General features: G+C 71.4%; 14 protein-coding genes and 1 pseudogene. 8 read left to right on the forward strand and 7 right to left on the reverse strand.

All coding sequences use genetic code 11. From position 1 onward, the window contains the following. Nucleotides 1-123: 123 nt before the first annotated feature. Both JK364_RS13840 and JK364_RS13845 read left to right on the forward strand, forming a co-directional pair. Nucleotides 124-1,746: a sensor histidine kinase gene (locus JK364_RS13840; protein WP_201851142.1), complete on the forward strand. Its 1,623-nt coding sequence runs from the start codon at nt 124-126 to the stop codon at nt 1,744-1,746. A gap of 508 nt (nt 1,747-2,254) precedes the next feature. Beyond that, nucleotides 2,255-2,962, forward strand: coding sequence for a response regulator (locus JK364_RS13845; RefSeq protein ID WP_201851144.1), 708 nt, complete (start codon nt 2,255-2,257; stop codon nt 2,960-2,962). On the opposite strand, the gene JK364_RS13850 is transcribed toward JK364_RS13845, so the two are convergent. Beyond that, entirely contained in the window at nt 2,949-3,461 is a 513-nt protein-coding gene (locus JK364_RS13850; protein WP_201851146.1) for a winged helix-turn-helix transcriptional regulator, read from the reverse strand. The two genes, JK364_RS13845 and JK364_RS13850, sit on opposite strands and share 14 nt — an antisense overlap. A gap of 119 nt (nt 3,462-3,580) precedes the next feature. On the opposite strand from JK364_RS13850, the gene JK364_RS13855 reads away from it, so the two are divergent. After that, nucleotides 3,581-4,225, forward strand: coding sequence for a dihydrofolate reductase family protein (locus tag JK364_RS13855; protein WP_201851148.1), 645 nt, complete (start codon nt 3,581-3,583; stop codon nt 4,223-4,225). A 6-nt stretch (nt 4,226-4,231) separates the two neighbouring features. Here the strand turns inward: JK364_RS13855 and JK364_RS13860 are convergent, their stop codons facing one another. Continuing rightward, nucleotides 4,232-5,092, reverse strand: a complete 861-nt coding sequence (locus JK364_RS13860) for a class I SAM-dependent methyltransferase (RefSeq protein WP_201851150.1) — start codon at nt 5,090-5,092, stop codon at nt 4,232-4,234. 191 nt (nt 5,093-5,283) lie between these two features. Between JK364_RS13860 and JK364_RS13865 the strand changes: the two genes are divergently transcribed. From JK364_RS13865 to JK364_RS13880, 4 genes are all read left to right on the forward strand, one after another. Beyond that, a complete protein-coding gene (locus JK364_RS13865; RefSeq protein ID WP_201851152.1) occupies nt 5,284-5,868 on the forward strand; it encodes a TetR/AcrR family transcriptional regulator in 585 nt (194 codons plus the stop codon). 243 nt (nt 5,869-6,111) lie between these two features. Next, a complete protein-coding gene (locus JK364_RS13870) occupies nt 6,112-7,119 on the forward strand; it encodes a chitinase (protein ID WP_201851155.1) in 1,008 nt (335 codons plus the stop codon). A gap of 136 nt (nt 7,120-7,255) precedes the next feature. Further along, on the forward strand, nt 7,256-8,632 hold the full coding sequence (locus tag JK364_RS13875; RefSeq protein WP_201851157.1) for an ABC transporter substrate-binding protein: 1,377 nt from the start codon (nt 7,256-7,258) through the stop codon (nt 8,630-8,632). A 13-nt stretch (nt 8,633-8,645) separates the two neighbouring features. Further along, nucleotides 8,646-9,563 carry a carbohydrate ABC transporter permease gene (locus JK364_RS13880; RefSeq protein ID WP_201851159.1) on the forward strand — a complete coding sequence of 306 codons (918 nt, stop codon included), beginning with the start codon at nt 8,646-8,648 and terminating at the stop codon, nt 9,561-9,563. A 36-nt stretch (nt 9,564-9,599) separates the two neighbouring features. On the opposite strand, the pseudogene JK364_RS13885 reads toward JK364_RS13880, so the two are convergent. Together JK364_RS13885 and JK364_RS13890 are read right to left on the reverse strand one after the other, a co-directional pair. Next, nucleotides 9,600-9,788: pseudogene (locus JK364_RS13885) on the reverse strand (TSUP family transporter); the annotation flags it as partial. Nucleotides 9,789-9,901: 113 nt separating this feature from the next. Beyond that, entirely contained in the window at nt 9,902-10,708 is an 807-nt protein-coding gene (locus JK364_RS13890; protein ID WP_372461949.1) for a TetR/AcrR family transcriptional regulator, read from the reverse strand. A gap of 159 nt (nt 10,709-10,867) precedes the next feature. Between JK364_RS13890 and JK364_RS13895 the strand changes: the two genes are divergently transcribed. Further along, nucleotides 10,868-11,764 (forward strand): NmrA/HSCARG family protein, encoded by an 897-nt coding sequence (locus tag JK364_RS13895; protein WP_230991891.1) that lies wholly within the window; start codon nt 10,868-10,870, stop codon nt 11,762-11,764. 179 nt (nt 11,765-11,943) lie between these two features. Here JK364_RS13895 and JK364_RS13900 read toward each other — a convergent pair whose 3' ends face one another. The 3 genes from JK364_RS13900 to JK364_RS13910 are packed head-to-tail and all read right to left on the reverse strand — an operon-like array spanning nt 11,944 to nt 17,130. After that, complete coding sequence (locus JK364_RS13900) at nt 11,944-15,351, reverse strand: S8 family peptidase (protein WP_307841264.1); 3,408 nt, start codon at nt 15,349-15,351, stop codon at nt 11,944-11,946. A 40-nt stretch (nt 15,352-15,391) separates the two neighbouring features. After that, on the reverse strand, nt 15,392-16,489 hold the full coding sequence (locus tag JK364_RS13905; RefSeq protein WP_201851165.1) for a CU044_5270 family protein: 1,098 nt from the start codon (nt 16,487-16,489) through the stop codon (nt 15,392-15,394). Beyond that, nucleotides 16,486-17,130 (reverse strand): RNA polymerase sigma factor, encoded by a 645-nt coding sequence (locus tag JK364_RS13910; RefSeq protein WP_307841265.1) that lies wholly within the window; start codon nt 17,128-17,130, stop codon nt 16,486-16,488. The genes JK364_RS13905 and JK364_RS13910 overlap by 4 nt, the downstream gene beginning before the upstream one ends. Nucleotides 17,131-17,169: the final 39 nt, after the last annotated feature.

A 17,169-nucleotide genomic window follows, 5' to 3' on the forward strand; every position in this document is an offset into this window, starting at 1 on the left:
CTGTACTGTGTGCGGCTCGCACACCGCCTTGAACGGTCCCGGCGACTATGCCCCAGCCCTGTGACGGGGGTCACCCTTCCGTTCATTTCGTTCATACAAAGATGCGTGTGCAGACTGATGGCCATGCGCATCCCCCACCCCCGGAGCCTGGCGGGCCAGCTGTTCGCGATGCAGGTCGTGCTGGTCGCCGCCCTGGTGGCCGGGTGCGCCGTCTTCGCCTACGTCACCGACCGCGAGCAGGCGGTGGTGGCCGCGCGGCAGCGGGCGACGGCCGCCGCGGCGGCCGTCGCCGACTCCCCGTCGGTCGCCGAGGCCGCGCGGTCCAAGGACCCCACGGCCCGGCTCCAGCCGTACGCGGAGAAGGTGCGCCGGGACACCGGCGTCACCTTCGTCACGATCATGGATACCCACGGGGTGCGCTGGGCGCACCCCGATCCGCGCCAGATCGGCGCCACCTATCTCGGTCACATCAAGCCCGCGCTGCGCGGGCGGATCTTCGACGAGACGTACACCGGCACCCTCGGCTCCTCCGTGCGGGTCGTGGCCCCCGTGCGCGACGCCCGCGCCGGCGGCCGGATCACCGCGCTGGTCAGCGCGGGCATCACGGTGGACACCATCAGCGCCCAGGTGCGCCGCCAGCTGCTCGCGCTGCTCGCCGTCGCGGCCGCGGCGCTCGCGGCCGGCGGCCTGTGCGCGTATGTGATCAACGCCCGGCTGCGTCGCCATACCCACGGGATGAACGCGGCCGAGCTGAGCCGGATGCACGACTACCACCAGGCCGCGCTGCACGCCGTGCGCGAGGGGCTGCTGATGCTCGACGGCCAGCGGCGGATCGCGCTGATCAACGACGGCGGGCGGGAGCTGCTCGGCCTGCCCGAGGACTCCGTCGGCCGCTACGCCTCCGAGCTGGGCCTGCCGCCCGCGCTGACCGGCGCCCTGCTGGCCGCCGAGCCGCGCGTGGACGAGCTGCATCTGACCGCGGAGCGGGTCGTGGTCGTCAACACCTCACCGGTGAGCAGCGGCGAGCAGCGCGGCACGGTCGTCACGCTGCGCGACCACACCGAGCTCCAGGCGCTCTCCGGCGAGCTGGACTCGCTGCGCGGCTTCGCGGAGGCGCTGCGCTCGCAGGCCCATGAGGCCGCGAACCGGCTGCATGCCGTCGTCTCGCTGATCGAACTGGGCCGGGAGGACGAGGCGGTCGACTTCGCCACCGCCGAGCTGGAGCTGGCCCAGGCGCTGACCGACCAGGTGGTGGCGGCCGTCGCCGAGCCGGTGCTGGCCGCCCTGCTGCTGGGCAAGGCGGCCCAGGCCAGTGAGCGCGGCGTCGAACTCGTCCTGGCCCCCGACAGCCGCATCGACGACGGCGTCCTCCCGCCCGGCCTGCCCGCCCGCGACCTGGTGACCATCCTCGGCAACCTCATCGACAACGCCACGGACGCGGCCGCCGAGGGCGTCGGCAACGAGTCGGCCCCGCGCAGCGCCCGCGTCACGGTCACCGCCCGCGCGGACGCCGGCGAGCTGACCCTGCGCGTGTCGGACACCGGCGCCGGGCTCGACCCGGCGGCGTCCGAGGAGGTCTTCCGCCGCGGCTGGAGCACGAAGTCCCCGGGCCGCGGCATCGGCCTGGCCCTGGTCCGGCAGGCCGCCCGCCGCAACGCGGGCACGGTCGAGGTCACCACCTCCCCGGACGGCGGCGCCGAATTCACCGCCCGCCTACCACTGACAACCCCGGCCACCACGCCTTGACCCCCACGCCACGCGGGGGCGCCCCCACGGGCCCCTGCAGCACCCAGCAGCCGCCGGGCGGGGGCCGGGCAGCCGCCGGGCGGGGGCCGGGCGGGGGCCGGGCGGGGGCCGGGCGGGGGCCGGGCGGGGGCCGGCGCCGGGCGCGCACCGGGCCCAGGCGGCGGCTCCCCCGGGAAGCCGCCACCTTCACACCAGCCCGGCCGCCGGGCGGCGAAGCCCAGCCGCGCGGGCGATGCCCAGGGCGGGCGGGCCCCGCATCGGGGTGTCTCCCGGGCTCCGCGGGGCCCGAGGCGGCGGCCGCCGGGGGCGGGGCGCCGTTCCATCCCGCTGCCGGGCGGCCAAATCCGGCCGTCCCGGGGCGGGGGGCCGGGGGCGGAGGCCCTGGGAGACGGGGTGTAGGGGAATCGTCACCGTAGGGATCTGGCCACTTGCGGTTACCCTCCGTAAATTGGAGCCCTGAGCTTCCGCGTCCACCGCGTTTCGACCGCGTTTCGAGAGGAATCCGTTCATGAGCCCGCCGCAGGCGAGACCGGGGGATCCGGCGCCGATCCGGGTTCTCGTCGTCGAAGACGACCCCGTCGCGGCGGACGCGCACCGGATGTACGTCGAGCGCGTTCCCGGCTTCGCCGTCGTCGGGGCGGCGCGGAGTGGCGGGGACGCGCAGCGGTTGCTGGAGCGGACGCCCGCCGATCTCCTGCTGCTGGACCTCTACCTCCCCGACGGGCACGGCCTCCAGCTCGTACGGGCGCTGCGCGCCGCCGGGAACGGCGCGGATGTGATCGCGGTCACCTCGGCCCGGGACCTCGCGGTGGTTCGCGACGGGGTCTCCCTCGGGGTCGTGCAGTACGTGCTGAAACCGTTCACCTTCTCCACCCTCCGGGACCGCCTCCTCCGGTACGCCGAGTTCCGCGCGACCGCGGGCGAGGCCAGCGGGCAGGACGAGGTGGACCGGGCGCTGGCCGCGCTGCGGGCGCCGCAGCCCGCCGCGATGCCGAAGGGGCTGACCCAGGCCACCCTGCACGCGGTCACCGAGGCGCTGCGCGGCGCGGAGGAGGGCATCTCGGCCGCGGCCACCGCCGAGTCCGTGGGGATCTCCCGGATCACCGCCCGCCGCTATCTGGAGCACCTGGTGGAGGCCGGGCGGGCCGCCCGGGCCCCGCACTACGGGCAGATCGGACGGCCGGAGCTGCTGTACCGCTGGCTCAGCGAGTACTAGGGCTGTCCGCCGTCGCGATCGCCGCTTCGTACGCCTGCCGCAACCGCTCCGAAGCGGTGGGGCTCTTCGGGCTTTGGCGAGTCACGCCGAGGTGGATCTCGCGCAGTTCGTCCATGAGCTCGTCGACGAGGTGCGGGGAGCCCTCCGCGAGGAGGCGGGCGCGCACCGCGAGCTGCGGGGTGGTGGGCCGGTGCCGCAACCCCCACGCGCCGAGGGCGACCATCACCGGGAGCGTCTGGATGCCGGCTTCGGTGAGGGTGTAGGTCGCCTTCTGGCCACGCGTGGCATCGTCGCGGCTGAGCAGGCCTCCCTCGACGAGCTTGCGCAGCCGGCTGGCGAGGATGTTGGACGCGATGCCCTCGTCGTTCCGGGTCAGCAGATCGCGGAAGTGGCGGCGTCCGCCGAAGATCACGTCACGCAGCACGATCAGAGTCCACGGATCCCCCAGGACCTCCACCGCGGCGTTGATCGCACAACCCGAACGCGGCTCCGCACGCATCGCGCACGCACCTCCTGACTGATGACACCCGAGTGCCAGTGATTGCAACTCGCAACCCCTCCATCGTAGAGTTCCGTCAACCAGTTGCAGTTCGCAATCACTCACCGGAGGTGGACCGCATGGCCAAGGTCCGAGTGCACAACTTCTCCGTCTCCCTCGACGGCTACAGCGCAGGCGAGACGATCACGCTCGACAAACCCATCGGGGGCGCCGAGAGACTGTTCGCGGGCTTCGACGGGCGGTTCATCCACGGCGTGGACGTCGCGGATGAACCGATCACCCTCGATCGCGCCCTGACGAGCACCTGGGGTCAGGGCATCGGGGCCGAGATCATGGGCCGGGGCAAGTTCGGTCCACAGACCGGCGAGTGGACCGACGACGGCTGGCGAGGCTGGTGGGGCGACGAACCCCCCTTCGGCACGCCCGTGGTGGTGCTCACCCACCATCGACGCGACCCCATCCACTTCGACAACGGGACGAGCTTCCACTTCCTCGACGCCACGCCCGAGGACGCACTCGCCTACGCCCAGGACCTCGCCGACGGCCGGGACATTCGCATCGGCGGCGGCCCCTCCACCGTCCGGCAGTTTCTGACGGCCGATCTCATCGACTTCATGCACCTGGTCACCGTGCCCATCACCCTCGGCACCGGGGTCTCGATGTGGGACGGACTGGCCGAAGTCCAGGACCGTTTCACCGTCGAGTCGGCGACCTCGGCAAGCGGCCTCACCCACCACTTCTGGAATCGGACCATCACGGGCTAGGCCGGGCTAGGCCCGGTCCCGCGCCTCCCATTCCGCCGTGACGAGCCACGAGGTGCTGCGCAGCCGGACCGTGCCGTCCGGCCCCTCGTGGGCCCGAAGGTGGTCGATCAGAGTGCGGCGGGCTCGCTCCCGCGCAGGCGTGTCGACCGGTTCCATGACGCGGCGGCCGGGGCCGGTGTCGAGCAGAAAGTCCGCCGCGTCCTCGGCCCCCGGCCCCCACTCCCCGTCCGCCTGGACGTGGTCGACCGCGATGGCGGTGAAACCGGCCGCGGTGAGGACGTCGCGGATGCGCTCCGGATCGGCCAGGGAGAACATGCCGGGCAGCCCCGGCCGCCCCAACTCGCCGACCGGCAGGATGTCGCGCAGCGAGTCCATCGCCACTGCCCAGCCGTTGAGTTCGGCCCCGGCCGGGCAGATGAAGGCCAGCCGGCCGCCGGGCGCGAGCGCGCGCCCGACGTTGGCGAACGCGGCCACCGGATCGTCGAAGAACATCACCCCGTAGCGGCTGATCGCCGTGTCGAAGGCGCCCGCCTCGAAGGGGTGGACCTGCGCGTCGCCTTCGGAGAAGGAGGCGTTGGCAATGCCCTCCCGCCGGGTGCGGGCACGCGCCTCGGCCAGCATGGGGCCGGACAGGTCGAGGCCCAGCGCGTGCCCCTGGGGCGCCCTGAGCGCCGCGAGGCGCGTGGTCTGCCCGGACCCGCAGCCGAGGTCCAGGACGCGATGGGCCGCGGCGATCGCGGCGGCGTCGAGCAGCGGTTCGTTGAAGCCTCCGTTCACGGCGTTCCAGCGGTCCTGGTGGCGGGCCCAGTGGCTGCCCTCGGGGCCGTTCCATGCGCGCGTCTGCTCCGTGTTGACGACCTCGGGCACGGGACCTCCTGTGATGGATGACGGAGAACGCGCACACCCACGCGGAACGGGCGTGCACCGGAGATGAATGGGCATCCGCCCAAACTCCGTGGGCCCCAAGGTATGGGCATCCGCCCAAACCTGCAATCTCCGCTAGCATCACGGCAGTCGCCCGCCGTGCGGGCGGCGGAAGCGGAACGGAAGAGAGGCCCATGTCACCGCGCGGAGTGGCGACGCCGGACGTGTGCGAGCAGCTGTTCGCGGCCGCCGAGCGCGTCGTGGAGAAGCACGGACCCGGCGCCCTCACCAGCCGGGCCGTCACCACCGAGGCGGGGTGCGCCAAGGGGCTGCTCCACGCCCACTTCGCGGGAATGGACGAGTTCGTGGCCGAGCTCTGCCTGAACCGGTTCGCACGGACCGCCGCCAAGGCGCGGTCGCTGTCGGAGCTCGTGGGGCGGCACACGGTGGCGCGGAACCTCGACGCCGTCGCCCTCGCCCTGTTCGACTCCGGCGGCCCGGCGATCTCGGGGCTGGCCATGACCCGCCCCGGCGCCACACTCCGCATCCGCGACGCGCTGGAGGGCGGGGCGCCCGGATTCGACGCGATCCAACAGGCCATCACCGGCTATCTGCGGGAGGAACAGAAGCTCGGCCGGGTCGCGGAGACCGCCGACCCGAGCACGGTGGCCCTCGCCGTCGTCGGCGCCGCCCACCATCTGCTGATGACCAGCTGGCCGGGCACGCCCGATCCCAGGCCCGCCATGACGCGCCTGGTGACCACGCTGGTGGCGGGTTAGGGGGCACCGCGACACGTAGAGCGCGGCCGCGGGGAAAGATCAGGCCCGGCATCGCCCTGGTCCCGCACCGCACCCCGGCGACGCCCCACGCACCCCGGCGGCGCCCCACGCACCCGGGATCGCACACCATCCGCACCCGATAGGAAAGTTTCCTATCCGACATCTTGTCGCGGCCATGCCGCCTCGCTAGGTTCAGGCTCGCTCGACTTCCTCCCACCCCCCACCCAGGAGGCTCCGTCAGCCATGCCTCGTTCCCGGCATCACCGCAGACTCGCCCTCGCCGCCGCCATCGGCCTGCTCGCGGCGGGCGCCACCACGGCGGCCACCGCCCAGGCGGCGCCGTCGGCGGCGCGCACCGCCGCCGCGCCCAGCGGGCTCAACGGCCCCTACCTGTACCTGGGTTGGGGCTCCCCGCCCAAGGCCACGGACGTCATGTCGGCCACCGGCACCCAGCAGTTCACGATGGCCTTCATGCTGTCCGACGGCGGCTGCAACCCCAAGTGGGACGGCTCCCGCGCGCTCACCGGCGGCAACGACCAGTCCACGATCAACTCCATCCGCTCGGCGGGCGGCGATGTCACCGTCTCCTTCGGCGGCTGGAGCGGTAACAAGCTGGGCGAGAAGTGCTCCTCCGCGTCCGCGCTGGCCAGCGCGTACCAGAAGGTCATCGACGCCTACAAGCTCAAGTCGATCGACATCGACATCGAGTCGACCGAGTTCGAGAACGCGACGGTCCGCCAGCGGGTGATCGACGCGCTCAAGACGGTCAAGCAGAAGAACAGCGGCATCAAGGTGTACGTCACCTTCGGCACCACCACGAGCGGCCCCGACTCCAACGGCAAGGACCTGGTCAAGCGCGGTGCCACCGCCGGGCTCGACGTGGACGGCTGGGCGGTCATGCCGTTCGACTTCGGGCAGGGCTCGATCGACATGGCGGCGGCCACCAAGTCCGCGGTGGACGGCCTGAAGAACACGGTGGCGAGCGCGTACGGCCTCTCCTCCGACGCCGCCTACCGCAAGGCCGGCTTCTCCTCGATGAACGGCAAGACCGATGTCGCGGGCGAGACCATATCCCTGAACAACTTCAAGGACATGGTCTCCTACGCCAAGAGCCACCACCTGGCCCGCGTCAGCTTCTGGTCGCTCAACCGCGACCGCAAGTGCGGCTCCGGCACGGACGGGGACGCGTGCAGCGGTATCGACCAGGGCACGTACGACTTCACCAAGGCGCTCGCGGGTTACAACGGCTGACACCGAACTGAGCCCCGTCCGCCCGCCCGGCGGCGTTCGATCAAGTGACCATCCAGGTCACGGGGATTGACCTTCCGTTGAAGCCGACCTTACGGTCAGCCCGCAGCCCACAGAGGCCAGCAAGGAGGTCGTGCCCGTGCGCCCCACCGCCCCACTGATCCTCGCCGCCACCCTCGCCGCCACCGCCGGACTCACATCCTGCGGTGGCGGTTCGGGCAGCGACCCGGACACCGTCAAGGTCGCCTACAACCGCTCCACCGACAACAAGATCCGCTTCAAGGACAACCATCTGGCCGAGGTCAAGAAGCAGTTCGAGAAGGCCAACCCCGGCAAGAAGGTCAAGCTGATCCCGATCCAGGCGCAGGACAACGACTACGCCACCAAGGTCCAGCAGATGATGCGGTCCCCCAAGACCGCCCCCGATCTGGTCTACGAGGACACCTTCCGGATCAACTCCGACATCAAGGCGGGCTATCTGCGCCCCCTGGACGACTATCTGGACAAGTGGAAGACCTGGGACCAGTTCGTCGACACCGCGAAGGCGGCGGCCAAGGCCGAGGACGGCAAGACGTACGGCGTCCCGGACGGCACCGACACCCGGGGCCTGTGGTTCAACAAGAAGATCTTCGCCAAGGCCGGGCTGCCCGCCGACTGGTCGCCCAAGAACTGGAACGAGATCCTCGAGGCGGCGCGCACGATCAAGAAGAAGGTCCCCGGCGTCACCCCGCTCAACGTCTACACCGGCAAGGCCCCGGGCGAGACCTCCGTGATGCAGGGCTTCGAGATGCTGCTGTACGGCACGGGCGAGGCGGGCGGGAACCCGCTCTACGACCCCGGCGCCAAGAAGTGGGTCACCGGCGGCAAGGGCTTCAGCGACGCCCTCGGCTTCCTCAGGACCGTCTACTCGGAGAAGCTCGGCCCGGACATCTCCGACGCGCTCGACCCCAACGTCGGCACCACCGTCTTCAGCGAATGGCTCCCCGAGGGCAAGCTGGCCATCGCCCTCGACGGCTCCTGGCTCGGCCAGAACTGGCTGAAGACCGGCGGCAAGCCCTGGCCCGAGTGGTCCAAGACCCTCGGCCAGGCCCCGATGCCCACGCAGAACGGCCAGGCGCCCGGCAAGGTCAGCATGTCCGGCGGCTGGACGTGGGCGATCACCGCGAAGTCCAAGAACCCGGATCTGGCCTGGAAGTTCATCGAGCGGCTCCAGACCAAGGACAACGCGGTCACCTGGGACATCGTCGACGCGCAGATCGCGGTCCGTAAGGACGTCGCGCAGGACCCGAAGTACACCTCCTCCATGCCCGGGATCACCTTCTTCACGGGCCTGGTGAAGAACACCCACTACCGCCCCACCACCCCCGTCTATCCGCAGGTGTCCACGGCGATCGGCGAGGCGATGGAGGCGGCGACCACGGGTGACGCCTCACCGGAGAAGGCCGCGAAGTCCTACGACGACCAGCTGAAGTCCATCGCCGACGGCGCCACGGTGGCGGCGGGCGGCCAGGGCTGAGGGCCGCCCCCCGATGGCAACCGCGACCAAGGTGGCGGCGGCCCCGACGGAGACCCCGGCCCGGCCGGGCCCCCGTCGCGGCCGCCCCCTGCGCTGGCTTCCGCTCGCCCCCGCCACCGTCATGCTGCTGCTCTTCCTCGGTGGCCCGATCGCCTACTGCGTCTATATCGCCTTCACCAATATGCAGCTCACGGGCGCGTCCTCCACGGACTTCGTGGGCCTGGACAACTTCCGGCGCGCCTTCGGGGACGACGACTTCCGCAACGCGGTCGTCCTCACCCTCGTCTTCACCCTCCTCTCCTCCCTCGTCGGCCAGAACACCCTGGGCCTGGCCCTGGCCGCCCTGATGCAGCGCGCCTCCCGGCCGGTGCGCACGCTGACCGGCTCGATCGTCATCGCGGCCTGGGTCGTCCCCGAGATCGTGGCGGGCTTCCTGCTGTACGCGTTCTTCCGCCGTGAGGGCACGCTCAACGCGCTGCTGGACTGGCTGGGGCTGCCGTCCCAGAACTGGCTCTACACCCTGCCCATCCTCGCCGTCTCCTTCGCCAACGTCTGGCGCGGCACGGCCTTCTCGATGCTCGTCTACTCCGCGGCGCTGTCGGAGATCCCCAAGGAGATCACCGAGGCGGCGGAGGTCGACGGCGCCGGCGGCCTCGGCCGCTTCTGGCACATCACCCTGCCGATGATCCGCCGTTCCATCGGCACCAATCTGATGCTGAACACCCTGCAGACGCTGTCGGTGTTCGGCCTCATCTGGGCCATGACCCGAGGCGGTCCGGGAAACCGCAGCCAGACCCTCCCGGTCTTCATGTACGACCAGGCGTTCAACAAGTCCCTGATCGGCTACGGCACGGCGGTGGCACTGCTGTTGCTGCTGGTGGGAGCGCTGTTCTCGGTGGTGTATCTGCGGCTGATGAAGGAAGAGGTCTGACCCCGCCGCACTGCCGTCACATCACGTCACGTCATGTCACGTCACGGCGTCGGCGAGCATGAAGGCGGCCACAGCCAGCAGGACCACCGCGAAGATGCGCTGCAGGCGGGGCCCGGAGACCTTCGCGGCCATGCGCTTGCCGTCCCAGGCGCCCAGGATCGCGGTGCCGATGAACGGGCCGATCACCGCCCAGTCCAGCGAGGTGGCGGCGCCGGAGCGAGTGGCCGCGCCGATGTCCCTGTCTGTGGTCACACCCTCAACTGTCCGCAGGGACGGCCGTGTTCACATGACGTACGTCACCCAGCCGACCGCGCGGCCGATCGGTCACGGGCAGGCGGTCAGCCACTGTCGCGTGTGCGCCGCCGGTGGGCCTTCTGTCTGCACGCCGCCCCGCAGAACCGCGCGGGGCGGCCCGCACGGCTGGTGCGGTCGCCGGGCAGCGGGCCACCGCACATCTCGCAGCGACCGATTTCGTCACGCGTAACGGCGGCTCCACCGCCGGCCTCATCCATTCCGTTACGGAATTTCGTTACGGTTCGCTCCGCTCGCAGTCCGTCGCACATCACCGCCGTCAGCACCCCGGCGCCGGGGCCGCGCCCCTGCTCCATGGCCGCGCACCCCGCCACCAGCGCCTGTACATCCGCCACTTCGACATCCGCCCTGACCGCTCCGGCCTCCTGGGAGCGCCGGAGCAGCGCACTCAGCACGTCGCCGAACTCGCGCCTGGCACCGGCCGCCGCATCGGGAATGCGGCCGGGCGCCTCCCGGGCGAAGGCCTCGCACAGCGCGCGGTTGAGCGACGCCTCCCTGACCACGCGCTCCAGGAAGCCGAAGAACGCCGCCCCCGGGTCCTCGGCCACGGCCAACGCCCGCCCCTCTGCGACGAACCCCTCCACGCTGTCGGCGATCACCGCTTCGAAAAGGTCCTCCTTGGAGGGGAAGTGGCGGTACACCGTCCCGGCGCCCACCCCGGCCCGCGCGGCGATGGCGCCGAGCGGCACCATGCGGCCCTCCGCCGCGAACGAGGCCCTGGCCGCGGCCAGTACCCGTGCCCTGTTCCGCCGCGCGTCGGCCCGCGAGGGCAGCCCTTCCGGTGACGGCCCTTCCGAAGGCAGCGCTTCCGGAGGCAGCGTTTCCGGCGACACCGTTTCCGGAGGCAGCCCGTCACCCTCTGTCGCGCCGTGCGCCGCTTCCCTCACCATCTCCGTCCCCATCCCCCTGATTGACAAGCGGGTCAGCCGTTCCGGTACGTTAACCGGGTTACTCGTTCCGATTCTACTCGGGAGCCTTCCGCCATGACCCCCATGACGTCGAAACGAATCATCCTGGTGACCGGCGCGACCGGGCAGCAGGGCGGCGCCACCGCGAGGCGACTGCTCGCGGACGGCCTACATGTACGCGCGCTCACCCGGGACACCACCGGCCCCGCGGCGGTCGCCCTCGCCTCGGCGGGCGCCGAATTGGTCGCGGGCGACCTGGACGACCGCGCCTCGCTCGACGCGGCGGCCCGCGGAGCCCACGGTGTCTTCAGCGTCCAGCCCACCCCCGGCATGCCGGGCCTGCCCGCCGAATACGGACCGGACGACGAGGTACGGCGGGGCAGAAACGTGGCGGACGCCGCGCAGCGCGCCGGGGCTCAACTCCTCCTCTACGCCTCCGCCTTCGGCGCCGACGGCGACAGCGGGCTGTCGACGCTGGAGAGCAAGCGACGCATCGAGGAGCACATCGGCGCGATCGGCATGCCCGCGACCGTCCTGCGCCCCACGTCCTTCATGGAAAACCTCCTCCACCCCACCTGGGGTCTGCGGGACGGCGCCCTGGCCACCCCCTACAACCCGGACACCCGCCAGCAGTTCATCGCGCTGTCCGACATCGCGGCCTTCGCCGCCCTCGCCTTCGACGACCCCGACCGCTTCCGCTCCCGCGCCTTCGACCTGGCGGGCGACACCCTCACCCCACCGGAGACCGCCACCGCCATCAGCCGTGCCACGGGCCGGGAAGTCCCGTACGTCCACATCCCCCTCGACGCCATACGCGCCCAGAGCGAGGAAGCGGCCCGCGGCATCCAGTCCCTCAACGACGGCATCTACCCCTTGGTCGACATCGAGCCCCTGCGCGCCCTCCACCCCGGCCTGCTCACCTTCGAGGACTGGCTGACCCACCACGGCGCGGCCCGCCTCAAGGCCCTGCTGAACACATAGCCGGGCGGCGGGGGTCGCCCGGTTCGGCAAGGAGAGCCGCTGACTGATCTGGGCGGGCGGGTCCTTTACCAGGTGATGTACGCAGAGGAAGGTGGCCATGACCCGCCGCGTCGGCCCGGCGAGCGCGGGCCCCGTCAGCGTGTTGCTCACGGGGGCCGCGCTCGCTCCTAGCGGTTCGGTCAGGAGAGCAGATACGCCTTCAAGATCGTCACGGCGTACGTGTTGCCGTCGGTGTCGGTCAGATCGGCCTTGAAGGAGACCGACGTGGCGTCCTTCGGGTGGGTCAGGTCCAGGCTCCGCTTGCCACCCGTGGTGGTCACCGGTCGTTTGGTCCAGGTCGCGCCCTCGTCGTAGGACACCTGCACCGCAAGCGACTTGAGATGCGTGGCGGCCGGGCCCTGGAGGGAGAGCGGGACGGTGATCCGGCTGCCCGCCTTCGCTGTACTGGCCGTCGTCAGCTCCGGGTGGAAGCGAACGGTGGACAGGGGCAGGGACGCGGCCTCCGAGCCCTTCGGCTTCGCGGAGGTGAAGCCCCAGTCGGCGGTGAGACGGCTGGTGACACCGGCGACCTCGGCCGGGCGGGTCACGTCCGTGTGGATCGTGTACGGCGCCGAGGTGGCGGGGAGGCCGTCGGCCGTCTGGCAGAGGTCGCCGTCGTTGTCGAGCAGTTTCTTGCCGCCCGCGGTGACGGTCGTGTGCTGCTCGCTCACCCGGGAGGAACCGGCGTGGCCGCCGCCGTCGGCGAAACTCGGGACGCACATGTCGAGCGTGTCACCGGAGCGGCGCGCGGTGTGGTCCTTGTCCACCGCCGGGCTGAACACACCGACGTTGTAGGTCGATTCGTACGTCCGGCCCGGCCGGTACGACGTCGGCTGCTCCTCGGGGTAGAACACATCGGTGCCGTCGTCCGCGGCGGGACCCTGCTGGCTGACGCCGACCGTCCAGGGGAAGCCCTCGGGCGTGGTGACATACGTCTTCGCGGTCGCCGGGAGCGCGAACGGTGCGCTGGTCGCGCCCAGGGACAGTTCCGGGCCCCTCCACAGCGCGTTGAGGACACCCTTGCGGTCCGGGGCGGACGAGCCGATGCGCCGCTTCAGCAGGGCCAGTTCGCTCGCTTGGGCCGTGCGCCGGTAGCCGATGGGGAAGCGGTCGGGCAGGTTGTAGAGCAGGTTGTAGGTGGTACTGCCCTTCTGCCACAGGCCGCCGATCTGCGTACTGAACTTCCCGGCGTCCGGGGACGGGCCCAGGGTCGCGGTGCGCAGCCCCTTGAAGGATTCGCCTAAGAACAGGGTGGCGTTGAGACCGTTGGGCACGCCCAGGCGGTAGTTCAGATAGCCGGCGGCCATCTTCGCGCTCTCCGGGGCGGTGACCTCGACCGGCTTCGTCTCGCGGGCGTCGAAGGTGATCGTGGCGTCCTTGGTGACCGCGAGCTTCGGCTGGACGAGGAGCGAGGTGTCCGTGTCCTCGGGCATCACCGTGTCCACCACATAGTCGCCCCGGGGGATACGCAGCTTGTAGACGCCCTTCGAGGTCTCCTGGTAGTCCTCCAACGCGGTGGTCCAGTAGTCGGTGGTGTAACCCTTGATCTCGGTGAGCGGCGAACTGACGGGCTTGCCCTGCCGGTCGAGGAACTTCAGGGTGACGTCGTACGCCTCGGCCTCGCGGATGACGCCGAAGGACGTCCGTACCTCCGTGTCGCCGCCCTGCGCGGTGGCGACCAGCGTGCCCGAGTACGCGCCGTCCGGCCCCTCGGTGCGGGTGTCCGCGGTGAGGTCGACGCTCGCGGTGCCGCCCGCCGGGACGGCGAGTTGGCGTGCGCTGAGGCTGAAGAGACCGTCCGGGGCGGCCTTGCTCTCCGGGCCGGTCGCGGTGGCCGAGAGGTCCAGCGTGACGGGCTTCTCCCCGTGGTTGCGGTAGGTGATCCGCTTGGTGACCGGCTGGTCGTCGGTGTGCGGCCACATCTGCTCACCGAAGGACACCGACGTCTGTTCGCCGACCACGCTCTGCGCGATCCCCCGGGCCACGTCGACCCGGCCGGTGCCCTGCTGGTACACGTCGAGACCGGCGGTCGGCTTCGTGGAGGCGGTGAGCGCCTGCTTGATCCGCTGTCCGGTCCAGTCCGGGTGCTCCTGGGCCAGGATCGCGGCGGCGCCCGTGACGTGCGGTGCCGCCATCGACGTACCGGACATGGCGACGTAGCCGTCCGCGGCCGGGTCCCCCATGTCGCCGTGCGCCGCCTTCGCCGAGACGATGTCCACGCCCGGGGCGGTGAGGTCCGGCTTCAGCGTGCTGTCGGCGGTCGGGCCGGTGCTGGAGAATCCGGCGATGCCGTCCTCGCCGTCGACGGCTCCGACGGTGAGCGCCGAGTCCGCCGAGCCGGGGGTGCTGATCGTTCCGGCCTTGGGGCCGTCGTTGCCCGCCGAGGCGACGGTGAGCAGGCCCTTGTGCTCCGAGAGGGAGTTGACGGCCGTCTCGACCGGGTCCTGCCCCGGGGTGTCCGACTGGCCCAGGCTGAGGTTGGCGACCTTGGCGCCCTGGTCGGCGGCCCACTCCAGGCCCGCGATGACGCTGGAGTCGGTGCCCTCGCCGCTGTCGTTCAGCACTTTGGCGTTGAGGATCTCCGCGCCGGGCGCGACGCCCTTGTAGAGGCCACCGGACCGGGCGCCCGAGCCCGCCACCGTCGCCGCGACATGGGTGCCGTGACCGGACCTGTCGTCGGTACTCCCCGTTCCGGAGAAGTCCTTCGCCTCCGTCACCGCCTTTTCGAGGTCAGGGTGGGTGGTGTCGATGCCGGAGTCCACGACGGCGACCTTGACGCCCTTGCCGTCGTATCCGGCGTCCCAGGCGGTCGGCGCGCCGATCTGGGTGACGTTGTGGCTGACGTCCTTCGCCCCGGCCTTGGGCCTCGCCTGCCCCTTGAACCGGCCGTCCAGCCAGACGCGGGCGATCCCCGGGGCCGCCGTGCGGGCGTGCCCGGTACCGACGGTCGCGGTGAGCGCCTGCCAGGCGCTGTCGGCGTCGGCCTTGCGCACGCTGAGCGCGGCGCCACCCACGCTGGGCAGTTCGCGGCGTACGGTCACATCCGCCGCTGACAGCGCCGTCTTCGCCGCGTCCCTCTTCTTCGCGGCTTTCCCCTGGTACGACACGATCAGTGGCAGCGTCCCGCGACGGGCGTCGTCGTACCCGGCGCGCACGAGGCCGCTGACGTTGAACAGCCGCTTGTCCAGGGCGCCTTGGCCGATCAGGGCGGCGGCGTCGGACGGCAGGACGTAACTGTCGTCTCCGGAGCGGCGGACGGATACCGGGACGCCCTCGCGGCCGGGGGCGTGCTGGACGCCGATCACCTGGTTCTCGGCGTCCAGTCGGACCCGGTCCCCGGTGATCAGGGTGATGCTCCTGACCGGGGACCCGGTGCCGGACCCGGTGCTGGTGACGGCGCTCGTCGTCCGCACGCCGAGGCCGGACCCGGGGGCCGCCAGCGCGGCCCCCATCATCACTCCCGTGACCAGGAGAGCGGCCACCGCGGACGTGGAGGCCGTCGATGTGCTTTCGCGCACGCTCTTCGCCTGTTTCGCCTGTCGCTTCACGTCAGCCCACCTCTTCGCCTGTTTCGCCTGTCGCTTCACGTCAACCCACCTGGGAAGGGAGCTGCTTGTTGCCGTCGACGACCGCGCGCTCGGTGATCGCGCCGGTGAAGAGGACGGTGCCACGCTTGATCGGGCCGTCCTCGGGGGGCTGGGCCTGGACCGTGCGCTCGCCGAGGAAGGCCAGGGTCTTCTTGTCGAAGATCCACTCCTCGCGCTGGCCATCGGCCTCGTTCAGCCGCGCCACCGCGACCCCATGACGGCCCAGGGCGTCGACCGCGTCGTCCACCGCGACCACGCCCGGGATCTTGGCGGCGGCCTTGTAGAGGGCGGGGGCGAGCTTGGCGGGCGGGTAGCTCTCGGTCAGCAGATCGCCGATGGCGACGAACGCCGCCTGGTCGCGGGGGACTCCCTTGCTCGGGTCGTTGTCCTGGTAGATCTTCTTCAGCAGCGCATCGGGGTCCGTGGGCAGCTTCACCAGGGAGTTGTACGCCGCGCCGATCGGGTGCTCACCGGCCAGGGTGATGCCCTGGCCGCTGGTCTGACCTGGCTCGATCAGCCATCCGTCCTTCCCGTCCGGGGACTGCCAGACCTGGCGGGTGTGCAACTCCTCGCTGACCACCGTGGTCTTGTCGTCCACGGTCTTGGGGTAGGTGTTGGCCACCTTGGAGGCGATGTAGATGAACTGGCCATCGCCCACCGTGGGTCCGGAGGTGTCGGCCGAGGCCAGGGAGATGCGGTTCAGCAGCTCGGGGGCGGCCTTGGCGTCGGCGGTGCCGACCTGGGTGGTCAGCGCGGGCCCGGTGGCCAGGGAGGTCTTGCCCTCGCCGTTGCCGCCGGCGCCACCGGCGAGGGCGAAGCCGCCCACGACCGCCGCGGCCACGGCGCAAGCCATGGCGGGCAGCAGCACGTTGCGGCGCAGGAACGGGTTGCGCCGCGGGTTGCGCTGCGAGTCGCGCTGCCGCGCGGGGGCGGTCGGGGTGCCGTTGGTAGTTCGGAGGTCGTCGTGGATCTGGGCCATCAGGTGCTCCTTGTGGAACTCGTGGCGGCCCGCCGGCAGACCCCGCTCCTCGGTGCCCAGGAGTTCCTGGGTCTCCGGCCATTCAGCCGGGTGCGGCTGGGAGGGGCTGGCGTGGTTCATCGGATTCCTTCCTCTGCGGACCGGATCGCGTGGGTGCGATCGCCCTTTACCTGCCGGGTTCGCGGAGTGAGTTCCCGTTTTGTGCGGCCCAGTTCGGCATCGGCGAGTTTGCGCAGCTTGGTACGGGCGCGGGACAGCCTGGAGCGGACGGTTCCGATGGGGATGCGGAGGGTACGGGCGACGTCGGCGTACTCCATGCCCTCCCAGAGGCAGAGGACGAGGACCTCGCGTTCGGCGCGCTTGAGCGAACTCAGCGCGGCGAGGGTGGCGTTGATCCGGCGCCGGTCGTCCACGCGTGAGGCCGTCTCCTCGGCGTGGTCGGGTATCCGCAACGAGGCGGGCCCCGCCTCGGCGGCAGCGGCGGCGGCAGCCCGGTAACGCCGGTTGCTACGGCATTGGGTACGGGCCATGTTGGTGGCGATACCCAGGAGCCAGGGCCGCAGGGGTCCCCCTTCGGGGTCGACCGATTCGCGGCGCCGCCACGCCTCCATGAACGTGGCCGACATGACGTCCTCGGCCACGGACCAGTCAGCGGTCAGACGGAAGGCGTGGTGGTAGACGACCTGCGCGTAGGCGTCGAACAACTCCGCGAACGCGTCCGGCTCCCCGGCCCGCACCCGGGTACGCATATCTGTGGTCACGTGTGTTGGCTGACCGGCACCACCATCGAGTTCCGGTGA

The organism is Streptomyces endocoffeicus, from assembly GCF_016741935.1.
Lineage (GTDB): Bacteria > Actinomycetota > Actinomycetes > Streptomycetales > Streptomycetaceae > Streptomyces > Streptomyces endocoffeicus.